The organism is Lewinellaceae bacterium (assembly GCA_020636105.1).
Classification (GTDB): domain Bacteria; phylum Bacteroidota; class Bacteroidia; order Chitinophagales; family Saprospiraceae; genus BCD1.
Genome location: JACJYL010000001.1, coordinates 3,819,805 through 3,836,744, shown reverse-complemented (window position 1 = coordinate 3,836,744; position 16,940 = coordinate 3,819,805). Strand labels below are relative to the sequence as shown.

12 protein-coding genes are annotated in these 16,940 nt (G+C 43.5%); 3 read left to right on the top strand and 9 right to left on the bottom strand.

Annotation, left to right across the window (positions count from 1 at the left end; genetic code table 11):
- Positions 1 to 199: 199 nt before the first annotated feature.
- The 6 genes from H6571_14385 to cysC all read right to left on the bottom strand — a co-directional run bounded on the left by H6571_14385 (position 200) and on the right by cysC (position 8,421).
- Positions 200 to 2,071, bottom strand: coding sequence for a T9SS type A sorting domain-containing protein (locus H6571_14385; protein ID MCB9324925.1), 1,872 nt, complete (start codon positions 2,069 to 2,071; stop codon positions 200 to 202).
- Positions 2,072 to 2,216: 145 nt separating this feature from the next.
- Complete coding sequence (locus tag H6571_14380) at positions 2,217 to 3,722, bottom strand: hypothetical protein (protein MCB9324924.1); 1,506 nt, start codon at positions 3,720 to 3,722, stop codon at positions 2,217 to 2,219.
- Between the two features lie 128 nt (positions 3,723 to 3,850).
- Positions 3,851 to 5,839 carry a CHAT domain-containing protein gene (locus tag H6571_14375; protein MCB9324923.1) on the bottom strand — a complete coding sequence of 663 codons (1,989 nt, stop codon included), beginning with the start codon at positions 5,837 to 5,839 and terminating at the stop codon, positions 3,851 to 3,853.
- A gap of 80 nt (positions 5,840 to 5,919) precedes the next feature.
- The gene (locus H6571_14370; protein ID MCB9324922.1) at positions 5,920 to 6,837 is read right to left on the bottom strand and encodes a TraB/GumN family protein; all 918 of its coding nucleotides are present in this window, start codon (positions 6,835 to 6,837) and stop codon (positions 5,920 to 5,922) included.
- 82 nt (positions 6,838 to 6,919) lie between these two features.
- Positions 6,920 to 7,822: a sulfate adenylyltransferase subunit CysD gene (gene cysD / locus H6571_14365; GenBank protein ID MCB9324921.1), complete on the bottom strand. Its 903-nt coding sequence runs from the start codon at positions 7,820 to 7,822 to the stop codon at positions 6,920 to 6,922.
- Positions 7,819 to 8,421 (bottom strand): adenylyl-sulfate kinase, encoded by a 603-nt coding sequence (cysC, locus tag H6571_14360; protein ID MCB9324920.1) that lies wholly within the window; start codon positions 8,419 to 8,421, stop codon positions 7,819 to 7,821. The genes cysD and cysC overlap by 4 nt, the downstream gene beginning before the upstream one ends.
- A gap of 312 nt (positions 8,422 to 8,733) precedes the next feature.
- Between cysC and H6571_14355 the strand changes: the two genes are divergently transcribed.
- The 3 genes from H6571_14355 to H6571_14345 all read left to right on the top strand — a co-directional run bounded on the left by H6571_14355 (position 8,734) and on the right by H6571_14345 (position 12,687).
- Entirely contained in the window at positions 8,734 to 9,180 is a 447-nt protein-coding gene (locus tag H6571_14355; GenBank protein ID MCB9324919.1) for an energy transducer TonB, read from the top strand.
- A 366-nt stretch (positions 9,181 to 9,546) separates the two neighbouring features.
- Entirely contained in the window at positions 9,547 to 9,990 is a 444-nt protein-coding gene (locus H6571_14350; protein MCB9324918.1) for a polynucleotide kinase, read from the top strand.
- A 300-nt stretch (positions 9,991 to 10,290) separates the two neighbouring features.
- Positions 10,291 to 12,687, top strand: a complete 2,397-nt coding sequence (locus H6571_14345; GenBank protein MCB9324917.1) for a T9SS type A sorting domain-containing protein — start codon at positions 10,291 to 10,293, stop codon at positions 12,685 to 12,687.
- Positions 12,688 to 12,837: 150 nt separating this feature from the next.
- Here H6571_14345 and rsgA read toward each other — a convergent pair whose 3' ends face one another.
- The 3 genes from rsgA to H6571_14330 all read right to left on the bottom strand — a co-directional run bounded on the left by rsgA (position 12,838) and on the right by H6571_14330 (position 16,365).
- Positions 12,838 to 13,785 carry a ribosome small subunit-dependent GTPase A gene (gene rsgA / locus H6571_14340; protein ID MCB9324916.1) on the bottom strand — a complete coding sequence of 316 codons (948 nt, stop codon included), beginning with the start codon at positions 13,783 to 13,785 and terminating at the stop codon, positions 12,838 to 12,840.
- Positions 13,786 to 13,791: 6 nt separating this feature from the next.
- The gene (locus tag H6571_14335) at positions 13,792 to 14,544 is read right to left on the bottom strand and encodes a geranylgeranylglyceryl/heptaprenylglyceryl phosphate synthase (protein MCB9324915.1); all 753 of its coding nucleotides are present in this window, start codon (positions 14,542 to 14,544) and stop codon (positions 13,792 to 13,794) included.
- A gap of 1,008 nt (positions 14,545 to 15,552) precedes the next feature.
- Entirely contained in the window at positions 15,553 to 16,365 is an 813-nt protein-coding gene (locus tag H6571_14330) for an RHS repeat-associated core domain-containing protein (protein MCB9324914.1), read from the bottom strand.
- Positions 16,366 to 16,940 lie beyond the last annotated feature (575 nt).

Genomic DNA, 16,940 nt, shown 5'->3' with positions numbered 1-16,940 from the left:
AAATATGTTCCGAATTTTTTGATTGAAGAATGACAGCTGCATCAAGGCTAATTTAATAAAATATAACCAGAATACGGGTCTGTTCAAACAGAATAAAGCACGAAGTCAATTTGGAAAATCTAAAAAAAAGGGTGGGAAAAATTTCCGGTGCTGCCGTTGAAATGGTTTGAACAGCAGCACCGGTTAGAGTCTAAGGTTATTATTGCAAGATCACCTTTCTGCTAAAAAGAGAGTTTTCTGTTTTGAAAACGAGGTGGTAAATTCCTTTGGGAAGATCGCTCACATTGAATTCGGATAAACCGGAGGTCAATAATTCATTTCTTATTGCAACTCCGTTATTATTATAAAAATACATTCGAACCTTCTCCGGAGATGGATAATCCCCCAGATCAATTTCAATGAAATCACTCGCCGGATTCGGGTAAATATTTAATGAAACCGAAAGCTCCAGGTCTTCCGCAGAAACAATGGATTCGACCACATTGATAAACATGGTATAAACGGCTTCGCTGAAATCATCCCCGTCAAAAACCCTGAACTTAAAACTATCGTAGGGCTCACCCAGTCCGTCGTTCATGGGAACATAGGTCAGGTCTTCAAGGTATTCTGCATTGATTACCTGGCCGGTAGCTAAATTGGCTCCATTGAGGTGGAGTATTCCCAGTGAAGGTTTTTCCACGATCTGAATGGCTGTAAGCGTATCTTCCAGGTCCAGATCTGAAAAATTAAAATCCTGGGCTTGAAAACTATAAGGTGTTTCCAACAGGGTATAGACCAAATTGTCCTGGGCTGTAGGTGCCTCATTGGGTTCTCCAAACCAATAAAGGGTTGAATTGTAATTGTTGTCCCGGAAGGAGAAAAACAGAATTTTATCAGAGGAAGCATCCATGGCAAACTCGTAGTAGTTCAGCGCATCTTCTCCGGCAGGGATAGGTACCTCCAGCAATTCCGTTCCGTTATAGAAATACAGGAACTGGTAGTAATCGGGATCGTAATAAGTGACAAAAGCGCCATCCTGGTTATCCGCAAAAAAATTACTGTAAGTGTAACCGGGAGCCGGTTGATCGACCAGGGTCAGGTCCGTTCCATCATAAACGGCCATGTTGTACTCAAAGGTTAGGTTATTGTTATAAGCCGGATAGAGTGCGTTTTCCGAAGTCCCCGGGTTATACGCCAGGTAAAAATCAGCAGGATTGGGAATCTCCACCCAGGTATTTCCGTCCAGTTCGTACAAAATTCCCTGGTAATTGGCATCATCTAATCTGAAATAAAGATTTCCATTTAACTCTCCTACGAAGCCAACTCCCATACACCATTCGGGAAGGGTCAGGGCTTCAAAAGTGGTCCCGTCAAAAGTATAAATGGCCGAATTGAAGTTGGCATCATAAAGACTCAAATATAAGAGATCTTCCGTAGTGGTGATGGCATAGGGACTCATCGTTCCTTCCGGAAGTGTTACCTGTTCGAAATTTGTGCCGTCAAACTGAAACAAATAACTGTTCCAGTTGACATCGTTCAGGGTGACGTACATATTGCCGTTAACGGATCCTACCGAACTTCCAAAATTATATCCTTCCGGTAAATCAACGTTTTCTACCGTATTGCCGTTTATTACCTTAAGCGAATTCAAAAAATTAAGAAAGCTATAATAAGTCACATATACTTGTCCATCATAGTTAAAGGCATAAGAACCCAGCCCTTCATTAGGAAAGTCAGCTTCAATCTGGGAAAACACCCCATCCTGATAAGACATGAGTACAGTGTTGTAGTCAACATCGTAGAAAGTCATGTAAAAAACGCCATTCTGGTTGGTAAGATTCCAGTTATACATAAACCCTTCCGGCATATCAATCTCTACCAGATCATCCCCATCAAAAGAATACAAAAACCGGTCGTAGTTATTGTTTCGGTAAACAACATAGGCAAGTCCTTCTTCCTGACCTACGTACCCATCGTAGTACCTATCTGTCGGATTAGGCACCTGGGTGAAAATAAAATCCTGGGCAAGAGCAGTATGGCCCAAAAAAAAACTCAGCATTATGAGCTGAATAAATTGTAAATGATTTTTCATAAGCATTTATTTTTTTGTGTAATAACAAAAGAGAAATACAGCGTAGGGACACAAAAATACATATTTCGTTAATAGTCTTGAGTTTAAATCCCATATTTAATTGTCCATTGGCTTGCAAAGGATTTGACTAAAAAGGTGGTTAACATTATGATTCATTAAGCCATTTGAAAATTTGCTTATTCACGACATCATCCGTAAAGTAATTCAAATGATTGAGATCGGTATCCATTTCATATTTGATCTGCCTTGAGGAAGGGATCGGAAATCCTCCGGCGGCGGCCCCGCTATCAAAACTTCCCAGGGTAGGCACCACCATATCGTTATCTTCCCCAAAAACTTTGGCCAATACTTTCATCAATAATTTCTTACCAAAACGAACCAGCAGTTTTTCATCATAAGGAACATAATTGGCCCCCATGGTATAGTAGGTAGTATCCACTTTTGGGGAACTGTTCAATCTTTTGATGTAATCCCCTTTTGGCTGCATGGCCTGTAATCCGGGGATCGAAGCTACCGCGCCGCCACCGACGACCTTAATAAGAGTGATCAGGCTTTCCAGTATTATGGTGGCCGTATTATCAGGCAGTGAGGTGAGCAGATTGGTATAGGAGTCGATCAATTTAACCCAGTTGTCCTTATCTGTAAGAATGGTTCCCTGATGAGGTCCGGCCACAAAAATGGCTTTATTGACTTTGATGTTGTGCTCTTTCCCGTCCAGCTGATCCAGCCTTTCGATCATTTCACGCCCAACGAGCCCTCCCCGGCTATGGGTCAACATATCCAGATCGAGGTCCGCTCCCGAAGGTTTCATTTTGAGAAATTCCTTGACATTATCGGCGGGAAAATGATGCAGACTGGGGTGATTGAAGGCAAAAATCCTTCCATCATAATAATCGTTGAGACGATTCATCCAATCACTTTTGATCAGTCCGTCAAAAGCCGCCTGCCAGGTGGAGAAGGTACCATGCAATAACAAAAGGGATCGCTTTCCGGCTATTTTGTCCCAATCCATCTCCAGGCCTTCCGTATTTCCGGGAGCCATCAAATTCAGTCCGTAGGGTCGGTTTTTAGATTCCCATTTTTTGACCAGCGCAAGCGCTCCAAGTTCTATAAGATCATCGGCGAGCCAGGCAAAAACTTTGACCAGTCTTCTGATCCCTTTGGTGATTTTTCCCCGAACGTTACTTCCTTTTTCCGGCATGGGTTCAGCCCCTTCCCGGGGGAGCATAAAACTGAATTTATCATCATCATGTTCTTCCGGAAACACCCACCTGTTCTCCCCGTTTTCATCCGTATGCAGTACGGCGCACATCATATTTTTTCGGGTCTTAGGGGTATTGAGGACCATGGCCGGCTCCCCTAATTCCGTCGTCCTGGTTATCCCTGCGGCACGGGTAGTACTTTCATCCGCCCCCTCGTATTCATCCTTTTCGATTTCGATTTCAAATTGATTAAAAAGAAGCACCTCATTCGAGGCCATGGAGGCCATGATCTTTTTATGCATCTCATCTTCGATTCCGGGTCCGCGGGTGGTCATTTCCGAAGTATCCATTTCCTTGATCATCCCATACATTCCGGGGGCATGAAGGGAAAAACCGGAGGCTGCTGAAATTTGAATGGGCTCACTGCTGCCGCTTAATTTGATTTCCATGATGAATGTTTTAGATTAACTTTTTGGCCTTAAAAAGGCTTGTTATTTTTATTTTTCCATTCGCTCTGAACTGAAATACAGAACAATTTAAAATTATTCAACTATTTATTTTGTCCATATTCTGAATGTTACTTTGTTCCTTTTTTATAATTCAAAGTCAATGCCGGGTTGCCATAAAAAAGGTAGGCCAACGGGGTCAGGGATTCTTTATAATTATAATTTTTACGGAGTTCGAGTAAGACTTCCGCTACAGGTCGTTTGTTCTCCAGGGTTTCCCTGTAAAAATTTTCGGCGAAAGCCCGGGCATGGGTATCATGAACCTCCCAAAGCGGAGCAACGAATCCCATCATCCCTTTTTTGAGCAATATGCCCGGAAATCCGCTGGCCTGCCCGAGGGAAGCCCCCGCTGTTCCCACCTGGCAGGCATTTAAGAACATAAAGGAAATGGGCGGAACATCTCCGCAATTATAAACACCGATCAAGGCGTTGGGGCTGAGTTCTCCGTCTTCCACGATGATCTTTTGTTCGTTGTGAGTGGGGTCACTATAACCATGGAGTGCCATGTGTAAAATATGCCCGCTGACCGGAGGCGTTTCACCCGTCATATCGAGGATGGCATCTTTTTTAGCTTCTATAATGGTTGCCCCGAAATTATCTTTCAGAAATTCTTTTTCCTTGATCGCTTCTTCCAATTGTTTGACCTTGGAACCAAAAGGATAATCTGCTGCTATAGCGGTAATGCGATGCACTTCTATTCCCGTCGGAGGCGGACTCACCACACGCTGGTGCAACCACCATCTGCCGACTATAGCCTGAATGCCCAAAAAATCAGAGGTTTTATTATCGGGAGAAAATTTATTGGAAAAGGCCAGCTCCCACGGAATGTAGGGCTCATCGGTCCAGATCAGGATGCGTGGGGTGCGGTCAATAGCAAGACTAACCTTTTTGAAAGCATCAAAAAATTCAGCAGGAATCAAATCTGCGATATCCTGCCCCAGCGTGATCAGGGCATTCTGTGCGATGCGTGATTTAAAATCTTCCTTTTTGAGTTCACCTCCCAATGTTTTGGCAAAACTTTGGGCATCCCCGTAAGACACTTTTTTAAAGGCATCAATTTCGGGATCCGGAGCCGTAATCTTCCAGTGTAATTGACCCGCAGCTTCATCTTTTTTGATGGTAACCGTCAGATCGACTTTACCTTCCTGCGTAAGGATGCCATCAAGATTGATGCTGCATCCTTTTTCTTCATCATCCGTTTTATGGTCTGCCTCCCGGGAGGATTTTCCAACTACAATATTTCTCCGGGCTGTACCTACCGGCTGAAACTCATAAAAATAGGTCGCTATCAAATTGACTTCTTCCGCATCCGGGTTCACGGTACATTCAAAAAGTACCTGTGCATCGGGATGCAAAGCGAGGGGTTTCATTTTTCCTGTAGAAACCGTAGCGCCTATCGCCATTAAGGAAACCTGAACAGAAGCCGATTCCTTTGGTTTTTCAATCACCACCTTCTGAACATCCTGCAAGGTTTTATCCAGCTCACTGCTAAACCCTACATAAACCTTAAACTTTTCACTCTTTTCAATTTTACCCGGATCACTGATGCTTGGATAGGCTTCAAATGTATCTGTCGAATTATCCTCCTCCTCGTCGGGTTCTGCTCCTTTGGTGCCTCCGCTATCTGGTGCACCCGGCGGCTCCATAAAGTCAAAATCCTCTTCCCCAATCACATCATCAAACGGGCTATCCGGAAGCACCACCTCTTCCAGTTCCTCCTGCTTTGGAATCACGTAACCCACCGGTACGGAGCGGTCGAGAATGATATAAGGCTCATCCGGAAACAGCATATCCACCGACTGATCGGGATCTACTGTTTCTACGGACGTATATTCGTGGAGATTTAAGGCGACCGTAAGATTTTGATCCCCTTTAAAAGAATCGATCCTGTAAAGCACTTCTGCTTTTTGGTACAAATAATGATAAATTTCCTGCCCTTCCTTTCGTTCTATAATGACGAAATGAGCATCTGAGGCTTCAAGCTTTTTTCGGGCTTGGGCAACAGTCAGACCAGCATCAAGCAGGATGAAGTCATCGAGTGAAATGTCTTTAACGAGCATAGGCGTTTTGGTTTTTCAAAGAAGCGACCCTGCAATTTAATAAAAAACGGGCGCAGATGACAGGTTTTTTACGGGAACTTTTACTCCACAGGAGTTACGGTGTATCCGGCATCTCTCAGCAGGGCGATTACGCCTTCCTCTCCGCCAAGATGACCAGCCCCTACAGCAAAAAACACCTGCTTTTTACTCATCATTTTTTGCATGACGGGAATCCAGTTTCTATTGCGATCCAACAGGAGGACATCCTCGTATCCTTTAACGTCGGAACCTTCTCCCTGCATCATTTCCTGCATTCCCTGGATGTCCTGATTTTTATACATTTCCACCATGACTTTCAACTGGTCAATGGCCGCCGTATCTTCGGTAGATTTGATGCCCTGGACCAACATTTCCGCTTGTGCTTTATAAGGGATTTTATCAAAAACACTCATCTGGTATTCTGCCGTTTCCAGGCCGCCAATTTCCTTATTTTGTTTTTGAGCCATTTCATAAAGTTCCATCTCATAGGAAACCACTTCCCCGTCTTCCATGCTCATTCCTCCCATAGCTTCCGGATCGAGCATGGTAAGAAACATCGGTTTCATCTTTTCGAGAAAAGACATGGGCAACGGCAAGTCGCTTTTTTTGAAATGCTCCTTCACCAACAGGTAATCTTCTTCAACGAGCAGATCACGCAGGGTCGTATCATTTTTCATGAACATTTTCATGACCAGGGGAAGCATAGCCGCCATGTCGGTCATATCATCCATATTGATTTCAAATGTAATCTGAGCCGCATTTTCCAGGGCCGATTTTACATTTTCGCGAAGGATAAAGTCTTCTTCTCCTATCATATGGATGGTTCCAAAAAGATATGAAGGGGTTGTCAGTCCGTTCCCCTCTATTTTCCATAAAAGGGATTTTTCAGTAGGGGCATCCCCGCTTGATTCCGTCTGGGCTTTTAACCCTAATGTGATCATAATGACCGATAAAAAAAGAAGAACAAATTTTTTGTGCATGTTGGTAAATTTTTATTGGAGCTCAAAAAACTTGAGCCTTGACAAAACAATAACGCAAAAAAGGGGAATCTGGTTTTGAACCTCAAAAATAGCCTTCTTTTTTTCGGTCTTCCATACTGGTTTCACTCCGTTTGTCATCGGTCCGGCCGCCTCTTTCTGTTAAACGGGAGGAGGCTATTTCTTTGATAATGGCTTCAATGCTGTCGGCGGAGGATTCCCATACTCCGGTGCAGGTCATATCTCCGATGGTTCTGCATCGAATCATTTTTTCGACCACTTTTTCTTCCGGTTTTTTATTGATGTAAGGACTGTCGGCCAGGAGCATTCCCTCCCGTTCAAAGACTTTTCGTTTATGGGCGAAATAGAGCGTGGGCAATTCAACTTTTTCTTTTTCCAGGTATTGCCATACGTCCAGCTCCGTCCAGTTGCTGATGGGAAATACCCGAAAATGTTCGCCAAAATGTTTTTTGCTGTTGAAAAGGTTCCACAATTCCGGCCGCTGATTTTTGGGATCCCACTGACCGAATTCATCGCGGTGAGAAAAGAATCGTTCCTTGGACCGGGCTTTTTCTTCATCCCGGCGACCGCCGCCAATGGCCGCGTCATATTTTTCCGCTTCAATTTTATTCAGCAAAACTGTCGTCTGAAGTAAATTTCTTGAGGCATAATATCCTTTTTCATCCGTGATCTGCCCAGCAACGATGGCCTCTTCTACCGAAGCTACGATCATTTTGATGCCGAATTTTTCAACAAACTCATCCCTGAAAAGAATCGTTTCTTCAAAATTATGACCCGTGTCTATATGCAAAAAAGGAAAAGGAATTTTAGCCGGATGAAAAGCTTTTCGGGCCAGGTGCCCCAGCAATATGGAATCCTTACCGCCGGAGAACAATAAGACCGGGTTTTCAAAACGGGCAGCCACCTCACGGAAAATGAAAATGGATTCGGCTTCTAATTCTTCCAGGTGGTTCAGGGAATAAGTCATGGTGTTAACGTGATGAATGGGCGAATGTAATTAAAAACCAGCGCTACCGATTCCTGGATTTCCTGGTCCGTTGTGTTGATGATGACATTGGGGGCTTTAGGGGTTTCGTAAGGAGAGTCAATACCGGTAAACCCGGCAATTTCTCCCCGCCGGGCCTTTTGGTAAAGCCCTTTCACATCTCTCTTTTCGCAAATTTCGAGCGGAGTGCTCAGATAAATTTCAATAAAATCATCCTGTCCGATCAATTCCCTGGCCATCTTCCGTATTTCCCGGGTAGGACTGATAAAGGCGGCAATGGTAATCAACCCGCTGTTTAAATACAATTTCGCCACCTCGGATATTCGCCGGATATTCTCCAGCCGGTCATCCAGGCTAAACCCGAGGTTTTTATTGATTCCGTGCCTGATGTTATCCCCATCCAGTACTTCTGCCAAAAATCCTTCATGGAACAAAAGCTGCTCCAGTCCAAGAGCAATGGTGCTTTTCCCCGCTCCCGACAAGCCGGTCAACCAAATGACTTTACTCTTTTGGTTCAGACGCTGTTCCTTTTCTTTCCGCCCCACCAGCTTATGAAATACCGGATGAATGTTTTCCGACATAAATTAATGTTTTTGTAAAAATAGAAACTGTGAGGGGAAAATATATAAAAATGTTCACAATGTTCTCGCAGATGGAACAAAGTGACATACAGTACCTAAGGTCGGTAAAACGCTGATGGAATTTTAAGACATTCCGTACCTCCTGTCTTAAAAAACACAGATTAAGCGGAATGATTTCAAAAATCATCAGCGAAATAAAGACGAAGAGGTACGTTTTTTTACTTCGTTCCGTCAGCGTGACAAAAAAAGTGCCCGGTAGATTACTATTTCACACCATTCGAAAGCCGGGATACATCTTTTAATAAAAACAATATGAAAAAGATATTTTTTTTGATTAATGTAATCCAATTTGGTTTTATTGTTATCAATATTGGCCAATCCATTCCTGACAGAAGCATTTTCAACACCAATGACGGTTCGAAATTTCTTCAGGACAAAAAGGAAAATACTTTCATTTGCGTTAGACTCCGGGATACTCTTCCGATATATAAATTTGGGACAAATGAAGAACTCATTCAAATAATCCATTCACAAATTAGATATCCTGAGGAATCATGTATCCAGGGAAGAACATTCCTTGTTTTTGTTGTGAATGAAACCGGTAAAGTTGAATCTGCGGAAATTAAAAGGAGTTTTTTACCTGAAATCGACAAGCAACTTTTAGCCCTAATAATGAAATATGAATTCGAACCAGGCATTTCCATGGGAAAACCAATCAAATGCCAGATGGTTTTTCCCTTTAGATTTGCATTGGAATAAATTAACCGAATAAACCTTAGATACTCAGCTACGCCGCCCCCCGACCGATGGTGCGGGGCAGGCTTTCTGGTCTGTGTAATTTAAAACCAAATAAATCGAGACCTTCAGGCCTTTGTTAGTGGAAAATTCAATAATAAAAGGCCTGAAGGCCTGGGTTTTCTGGTTACTTCTTAAGCCCCGACCTGAAGGTCGGAGCTGCTGAATAGAATTCATTGTTCGTTTAACTTAGTCCAGGTACTTAGTCGGGTGACAGAAACAAATCCATTCACAAAAAAAACGGCCCACCGGAACCATTTCCCTATTTTACGGCTTATTCAACTACATTACTGCAAAAAACAAAATATCTTTGATCTATTAATTCGAGCGATGAAATTCAAAAAACTGGAACAGGATACAAAATTACCGGCGGCCATCATTGTTGATGTGGACGGCACCCTTGCGGATAGAGGAACCCGCAGCCCTTTCGATTGGGAAAAGATCATGGAGGATACCGTTAAAGAAGAGATTCTGGAGATCGTTAACCGGTACAGGTCAGATACGAGGATCATCATTTTCACTGGTCGTGACGGCATTTGCGAAGAGGATACCAAAACATGGTTAACCGAAAATAAAATTCACTTTGATGACTTGTTCATCCGGCCCGAAGGCAACAAGGAAAAAGATTCGGTCATCAAACGCAGATTATTTGACGAGCACATTCGCGATAAGTATTATGTGCGGTTTGTACTGGACGACAGGAACCAGGTAGTCGATATGTGGAGGAAGGAACTTGGGCTGGTCTGCTTGCAGGTCGATTACGGAGATTTTTAAAAACGGGCAACTAATCTTTGGTTAGTTGCCTTTTTTTCTACCCAAAACAGAATAATAAATCATTTTGCCAACCAACTGACATTTTCTCCATTGTCTTTTATTTCAATTCGAAATAACTGTATATATTTGAATTGAAATACAAAATTTCTATCCCCCGGCTCCAATAATTTTATTACGCTCTCTAATTAATTTTAATAATTAATGTTACGAAGTGCCCTGTACCGACGAGGCATTCAGGCATTCCTGACCTTAATTATTAAGGCGATTTATTTACTATCTTAAATTTAAAAAAGTTAAAGAATGAAAAAAATTCACTTGCTGTTCAGCTTCCTGCTTATCACGGCTTTTAGCACAGGGCTAATGGCCCAAAGAAATTGCGGCTCCATGGATTACCTGGAAGAGCAATTGCAAAGCGATCCCAAACGAGCGGCTAAAATGGAAGCCATCGAACGATTCACTAATGATTTTATTGAAAATTCCGACCGTGTTACCGGAGTAATAACCATTCCGGTTGTGGTTCATGTCGTTTATAATACTTCTGCGGAAAATATTAGCGATGCCCAGATTCTTTCTCAAATCACTGTGTTGAACGAGGATTTCAGAAGAATGAACAGCGATGCGGATAATGTATGGCCTCAGGCAGCTGATTCACAAATTGAATTCTGTCTGGCTTCAGTTGATCCTTCCGGTAATGCGACTAGTGGTATTACAAGAACTTCAACCAGTAAGACTTCTTTTGGCACTAATGACCAAATGAAATTCAACTCCTCCGGAGGTAAAGATGCGTGGCCTGCCAGCAAATATTTGAACCTTTGGGTTTGTGACATCAGTGGTGGCATTCTCGGTTATGCGCAATTTCCAGGAGGATCAGCTTCTACGGACGGGGTGGTGATCGACTATCAATATATGGGAACGATCGGAACTGCCTCCTATCCTTTTGATTTAGGAAGAACTGCTACGCACGAGATAGGCCACTGGCTAAACCTTCGCCACATCTGGGGGGACGGTGGCTGTAGTGTGGACGATTTTGTTACCGATACTCCTACTTCAGATGCTGCCAACTATGGCTGTGCTATAGGACATGTTTCCTGCGGCACTGCCGACATGGTTCAGAATTACATGGATTATTCGGATGATGCTTGTATGAACCTTTTTACCGCTGGCCAGAATACAAGGATGAGAGCCCTTTTTGATGTGGGCGGCGCCCGTGTGAGCCTGCTGACTTCAAACGGATGTGGCCAGGGAACGGCTCCTACCTGTTCAGACGGTATCCAGAATGGGGATGAAACCGGCGTGGACTGTGGGGGTTCAAATTGTCCGTCCTGTCCTACTTCCTGTGTAAATAATGAAGTGAACATAACCATTAATCTGGACAACTATCCTGAAGAAACCAGCTGGACAGTAACCAATGCAAATAATAATATTGTGGCGTCCGGCGGAACTTATGGCAGTCAGCCAGACGGTTCTACGGTTAGCGTGACACTCTGCCTGGTAGATGGATGTTATGATTTCAATATTTATGATGCCTACGGCGATGGTATTTGCTGTGGTTATGGAAACGGTTCTTATTCCGTAACCGATGCTAACAATAACGTACTGGCCGCCGGTGGAAACTTCGGTTCTTCCCAAAGTACAAACTTCTGTTTTGGTGGCGGTCCTGCTCCTACCTGTACGGATGGTATCCAAAACGGAGATGAAACCGGTGTAGATTGCGGCGGTTCTTGCGCCCCTTGTGCTACCTGTAATGATGGTATTCAAAATGGCAATGAAACCGGTGTAGATTGCGGTGGTTCCTGTGCTCCTTGTCCTACTTGTAATGACGGCATCCAAAACGGGGATGAAACCGGTGTGGATTGTGGTGGTTCTTGTGCACCTTGTGGCGGCGGCAGCTGCAGTTACGTCAGTATAGACAGCAATAACTTTGATAGCGGCTGGGGCATCTGGAACGATGGCGGTACAGATTGTAGAAGAAGTGTACGGGATGCTGCCTATGCCAATTCCGGAGCTTACTGCATCCGCCTGGTGGACAATACTTCCACTTCTGTGATGACTACAGATAATATGAACCTCACGGCCTACGATGAATTGACCGTCGATTTTACCTTTATCACCAACAGCATGGAAAACAATGAAGATTTCTGGCTGCAGGTTTCAACCAATGGAGGTGCTTCCTATACCACAGTAGAAAGCTGGAGCAGTAACAATGAATTTGTAAATAACACCCGTTATTTCGAATCTGTTGTGATCCCGGGGACTTTCTCAAACAACACAAGGCTGCGTTTCCGCTGTGATGCTTCCGGTAATTCGGATTATGTGTATATCGACGATGTTGTGATCTCCGGTTGCCTGAACAGCAACAGAGAAAGCGGCGAAAATATTTTTGCTGATATGGACGAATCCGATAATACATCGATTGAAAGAGGTGTGGAAGATGCCGTGAATATTAAGGATCTTCAGTTATTCCCTAACCCGACAAGCGGTTTGATGAGGGTGTCTTTCAATATGGAAAAAACCTCAGACGTTCAGTTGATTGTTACCAACATCATGGGCCAGGTGGTACTTTCCCAGGATATTCAGATCAATGCGGGAAATTATGGCACGGATATCGATGCCAGTGCATTTGGACAGGGCATTTTCTTCCTGAACCTTGCCACTAAAGAAGGTCGGATCACGAAGAAATTTGTCGTCATCCGGTAAAACTGAAATAACGATATAATGATTAAGGCCCCGATTTTGCTTGATGCAAAATCGGGGCCTTTTTTTGTCTGTATCAGTATTTACAGGATTTAAGGATTACCAGGATATGGCATTACACCCTTTAGCCTTTTCCCTTTAGTCTTTTCCCTTTTAATAGTCTTTATGCCTTTCCCAGTAGTTCTGGTCTTCGATTTCCTCCATGATGGCGAGGTAATTCATATACCGCAATTCGCTCACTTCCCCTTCCTCAACGGCCTTTTTTACGGCGCAGCCCGGCTCGTTTCGGTGCAGGCAGCTGCCGCCGAATTTACAGGCTGAAGACAATAAAAAGAATTCCCTGAAATTATGGGCCAGGTCCATCGGTTCAAGGTGACTAAAACTCAGGGTTTTTATCCCGGGAGTATCGATGATCGTTCCGCCGAAATCAAGCGGGAACATTTCTGCAAAAGTAGTGGTATGCTGTCCTTTTCCGGAAGCGTCGGAAAGATCCTGTATTTTCAGATCCAGATTTGATTGAATGGCATTCATCAGGCTCGATTTCCCTACCCCGGACTGGCCGGCCAATAAACTCGTTTTTCCGGCCAGCATAGTTTTCAGATCCTCCATACCCGTTCCATCTATGGCCGAAACCAACTTAAATTGATACCCAATGGTTTCATAAATATCCCTTAGGTCTTCATAGAGTTCCAGCGCCCCTTCCCCATAAAGATCCGCTTTATTAAAAACGATGATGGTCGGAATGTTATAGGGTTCGGTCATCAGCAAAAAGCGATCGATAAAGCCCTGTTTCAGGTTGGGTTCTATGATGGTGACGATCAAAATGGCCTGATCGACATTGCTGGCGAGTAAATGGAGGGAATGTTTTTTTCGGGGTGATTGACGGAGTACATAGTTTTTGCGTGGCAGGATGGTTATGATGGAACCTGTATCATCTTCCTCCATTTCGATCTCCACTTCATCCCCCACCGCTACCGGATTCGTCAGTTTCAGGTTTTCCAATCTGAATTTCCCTTTTATCCGGCACTCTACCGTTCCGCCATCTTCAATTCTGACGATATACCAGCTTCCCGTTGATTTTATGACGACTCCTTTCTTCACGTTTCTTTATTTCTGTTTTTTATGAACCTGGTGGACGGCGCTAACCATTTGCTCCAAAAGGTCGGGATCTTTTTCCAATACATTGCCTACCACCACAATATCTGCACCCGCGGCCACAGTATCATAAGCATCTTGTGGTGTCCGGATGCCCCCACCAACAATAATGGGAACAGACAGGCGATCACTCAGATAGGTGATCATTTTTTTATCCACCGACCTGACGGCCCCGCTGCCGGCATCGAGATAAATCAGTTTCAACCCGAGCATTTCTCCTGCCAGGGCAGTGCTGTAGGCGATCTCTTTTTTTTCATTGGGAATGGGGGTGGTATTACTCATATAGGAAACCGAGGTTGGCACGCCGCCATCGATCAGCATATATCCGGTGGGGAGGACTTCCAGGTTTGTTTGTTTGAGATAAGGTGCCGCAATCACCTGCTGTCCGATCAAAAAATCGGGGTTGCGCCCGGAAATGAGGGACAAGAACAAAATACCATCAGCATATTTACTGATCTGCAACACATTACCCGGAAACAAGAGGACAGGAATATTACACCTTTGCCTGATCTGTTTGATGCAAATATCCACCCGGTCTTTCAACAAAAGACTGCCGCCCACGAGAATGAAATCAACCTTGGCATGAACGGCCTTGTCCACCAAATAGGAGAGTTGTTCCGGATCACATTTGTCCGGATCGATGAGTAAGGCAAATTGTTTGCGATTGCCTTTTTTGGCTTCGTAAATCGATTTTAAGATCGTCATTGATGCAAAGATAGGATTCTTCGGAATGTAAAATGTAAAATGATAAATGTAAATAGAGCGAAGCTTTTTCCCGATGGCTGCAGCTTTCAGCTTTGAACTGACCTTTTTTATTTTTTGGCCGGCATGCTTCGGTCATCGGGGGGTTTTTCTTTCTGTGTTAAGTTTTTTTGTTACTGGAAACTGCTGTATCACATTACGTACCTGACGGCACTCGAGCACCTACATATCGGTATTGTTACCGATATTCCGTCCCGAAGGGACTCAGGGATAGCCCATCGACCAAAACCTCCAGTCTGGTAGAGACGTAATATCGGTAACACCCTGCCTTGATAAAAAAGGTAGTGCCGTCAGGTACGTAATGTAAGAATCCCTAAATATTCCTCCGAAGCCCAACCCAAAGCACGAACCATAATGGACGCTACCTCGACCATGCTCCTGTTAGTCTCACGGCGGGTAGCTTGGCCATTATGGGCCATGCTGCCTACCCGCAGAAAAAACAAAACGGCCATCTCTGATTAAGAGACAACCGTTTGTTTTTCATTGTCTAAGTATCTCTTCTAATCCAACCTGAATTGAGAACTCGGCATGCATACTTATTAATTTTAGCCAAGCGGACTAAACAATCGACTTTTTTATTTTTAAAAATACTATAACCGATCCGATATAAAAATATATGGGGAACCACCAAAGCATTAATACATCCAACGAAACACCTTGAAAACTCAGATGGTAGTTCATCAGGAAGTACCCAAAGTGGAAAATCGTTGGTTCTGCTGCATACTGATCCGTAACTAAAAGATTTATAACTCCCCAACAACTTAATATTATCCCAATTTTCCATGTTGTCTTATTAGGTACGAAGAATAAAAAGCTTAAAACTAAAGGGATTACTGAATGTTTCAATTTTAAATCAATTCGAGTTTCAATTATTAATGTACATAGAATTAGGATAAGAAAAACCCAAGCCATTGGTGATTTTTTTTTAAATTTAGTCATAATGTATGTGTGTTATCTTCGGTTATATACTCCTCCTATCCCTCCAAAAATCCACATTGATGCATATTTGGTTTTTAATCCACTTGCAGTTGATATACCTGGAGTTTTAGATTGTCCGTTTTTTGACCAGGTATATATTGTCCCATTTTGAGACTTGCCTAAATAAACAGCCGCATGGGTGACATTGACATCAGAACTAAGGGGGGAAGTTTCTCCAAATGTCATTATTGATTCCCCAAACCGGTAACTATTTTCATTACCTGTAACTTCTGTAAACGACCTTCTGAGTGCTCCTTCAAATTCTTCAAAACTCATTTGAATTCCGTTACTAGGGTCACTGTTTAATGAAACATCAATTGCTGAAGAATAACAATTATATGGGTGATCTCCCCAACCGAAAATCGCATTGTCATTGATCTCGGCAGCGGATTTTATTGCTTTATTAATAGAACCAACACCTCGAACACTTTCAGGCAGTGCTAATATTCCATCAGAATCTACATTTTGAAATAAATTCTCGGCCTCTCCACGTGATATATCTAAAAAATTAGCTAAAGTTCTTTCATTATCACCTTCCTCTTTCCTTAATGTTAATTGTTTGTTTTGCCAATCAACCTCTGGCACCCAATCACTTTCTTCAACACTCATCCCATCCGGATCAACCAAACTAATCGGATTCCCCATCACATAATTGTACGGACTCCAAGCCGCATATTGTTCCGCCATTGGATCCACAGCATTCCATCTCCCAATAGCCGGATCGTACCACCTCGCCCCATAATCATACCATCCTATATCCTCATTAAACTCCTTCCCATTATACAAGTAGTTATTCGCTCCTGGATTACTTTTTTACTGGCCCTTTGGCCTGTAAACACCCTGTAAGATAAGGACTTTTGTCCGGCTATTCAATTAAATTCCCTCAGTTAAAAGAAAAAGTTACATCGCACTATTTGGATAATGAAGTTACGGCTTCATTATTCAAATGGTGCTTCCCGACACCCTTGTCGGGATTCCATGGGACGCTTGCATGTCATGTTTGGAAAGTATCCGGTAAGTAATCAATATCCGCGAGCTAAGCGAGTCCCGACGAGGCGGTGCCACTTGCGTTGGCTTTTGTGCAGTTGAAGTGGCACGGCCGCAGGAGAAAGAGCAGCGAGCACAGCGAACAGGCTCTAAGTGGTGAGGCTGCTTTGAGGGGTTGCAAGACGTGGGACGTCCGTGAAGCGCTCTACTTTGTCGTGAGGGGACTGCCACCGATCGACCTTTTTTATTTTTGTGGCATGCTTCGGACATCAGGGGGACGCTTAAACTATCGCCCTGGCTTTAGATCGGCTGCAAGCCTTGCAAGCGTAGTCCGCTTAAGCGAAAACGCTTAAACGATCGGACTTTTTATATTT

Coding starts and splice junctions, on each gene's coding strand:
- H6571_14350 (MCB9324918.1), top strand. CDS start 9,547: ATGAAATTCAAAAAACTGGAACAGGATACAAAATTACCGGCGGCCATC.
- H6571_14335 (MCB9324915.1), bottom strand. CDS start 14,544: ATGACGATCTTAAAATCGATTTACGAAGCCAAAAAAGGCAATCGCAAA.
- H6571_14380 (MCB9324924.1), bottom strand. CDS start 3,722: ATGGAAATCAAATTAAGCGGCAGCAGTGAGCCCATTCAAATTTCAGCA.
- H6571_14345 (MCB9324917.1), top strand. CDS start 10,291: ATGAAAAAAATTCACTTGCTGTTCAGCTTCCTGCTTATCACGGCTTTT.
- cysC (MCB9324920.1), bottom strand. CDS start 8,421: ATGTCGGAAAACATTCATCCGGTATTTCATAAGCTGGTGGGGCGGAAA.
- H6571_14375 (MCB9324923.1), bottom strand. CDS start 5,839: ATGCTCGTTAAAGACATTTCACTCGATGACTTCATCCTGCTTGATGCT.
- H6571_14370 (MCB9324922.1), bottom strand. CDS start 6,837: ATGCACAAAAAATTTGTTCTTCTTTTTTTATCGGTCATTATGATCACA.
- cysD (MCB9324921.1), bottom strand. CDS start 7,822: ATGACTTATTCCCTGAACCACCTGGAAGAATTAGAAGCCGAATCCATT.
- H6571_14355 (MCB9324919.1), top strand. CDS start 8,734: ATGAAAAAGATATTTTTTTTGATTAATGTAATCCAATTTGGTTTTATT.
- H6571_14385 (MCB9324925.1), bottom strand. CDS start 2,071: ATGAAAAATCATTTACAATTTATTCAGCTCATAATGCTGAGTTTTTTT.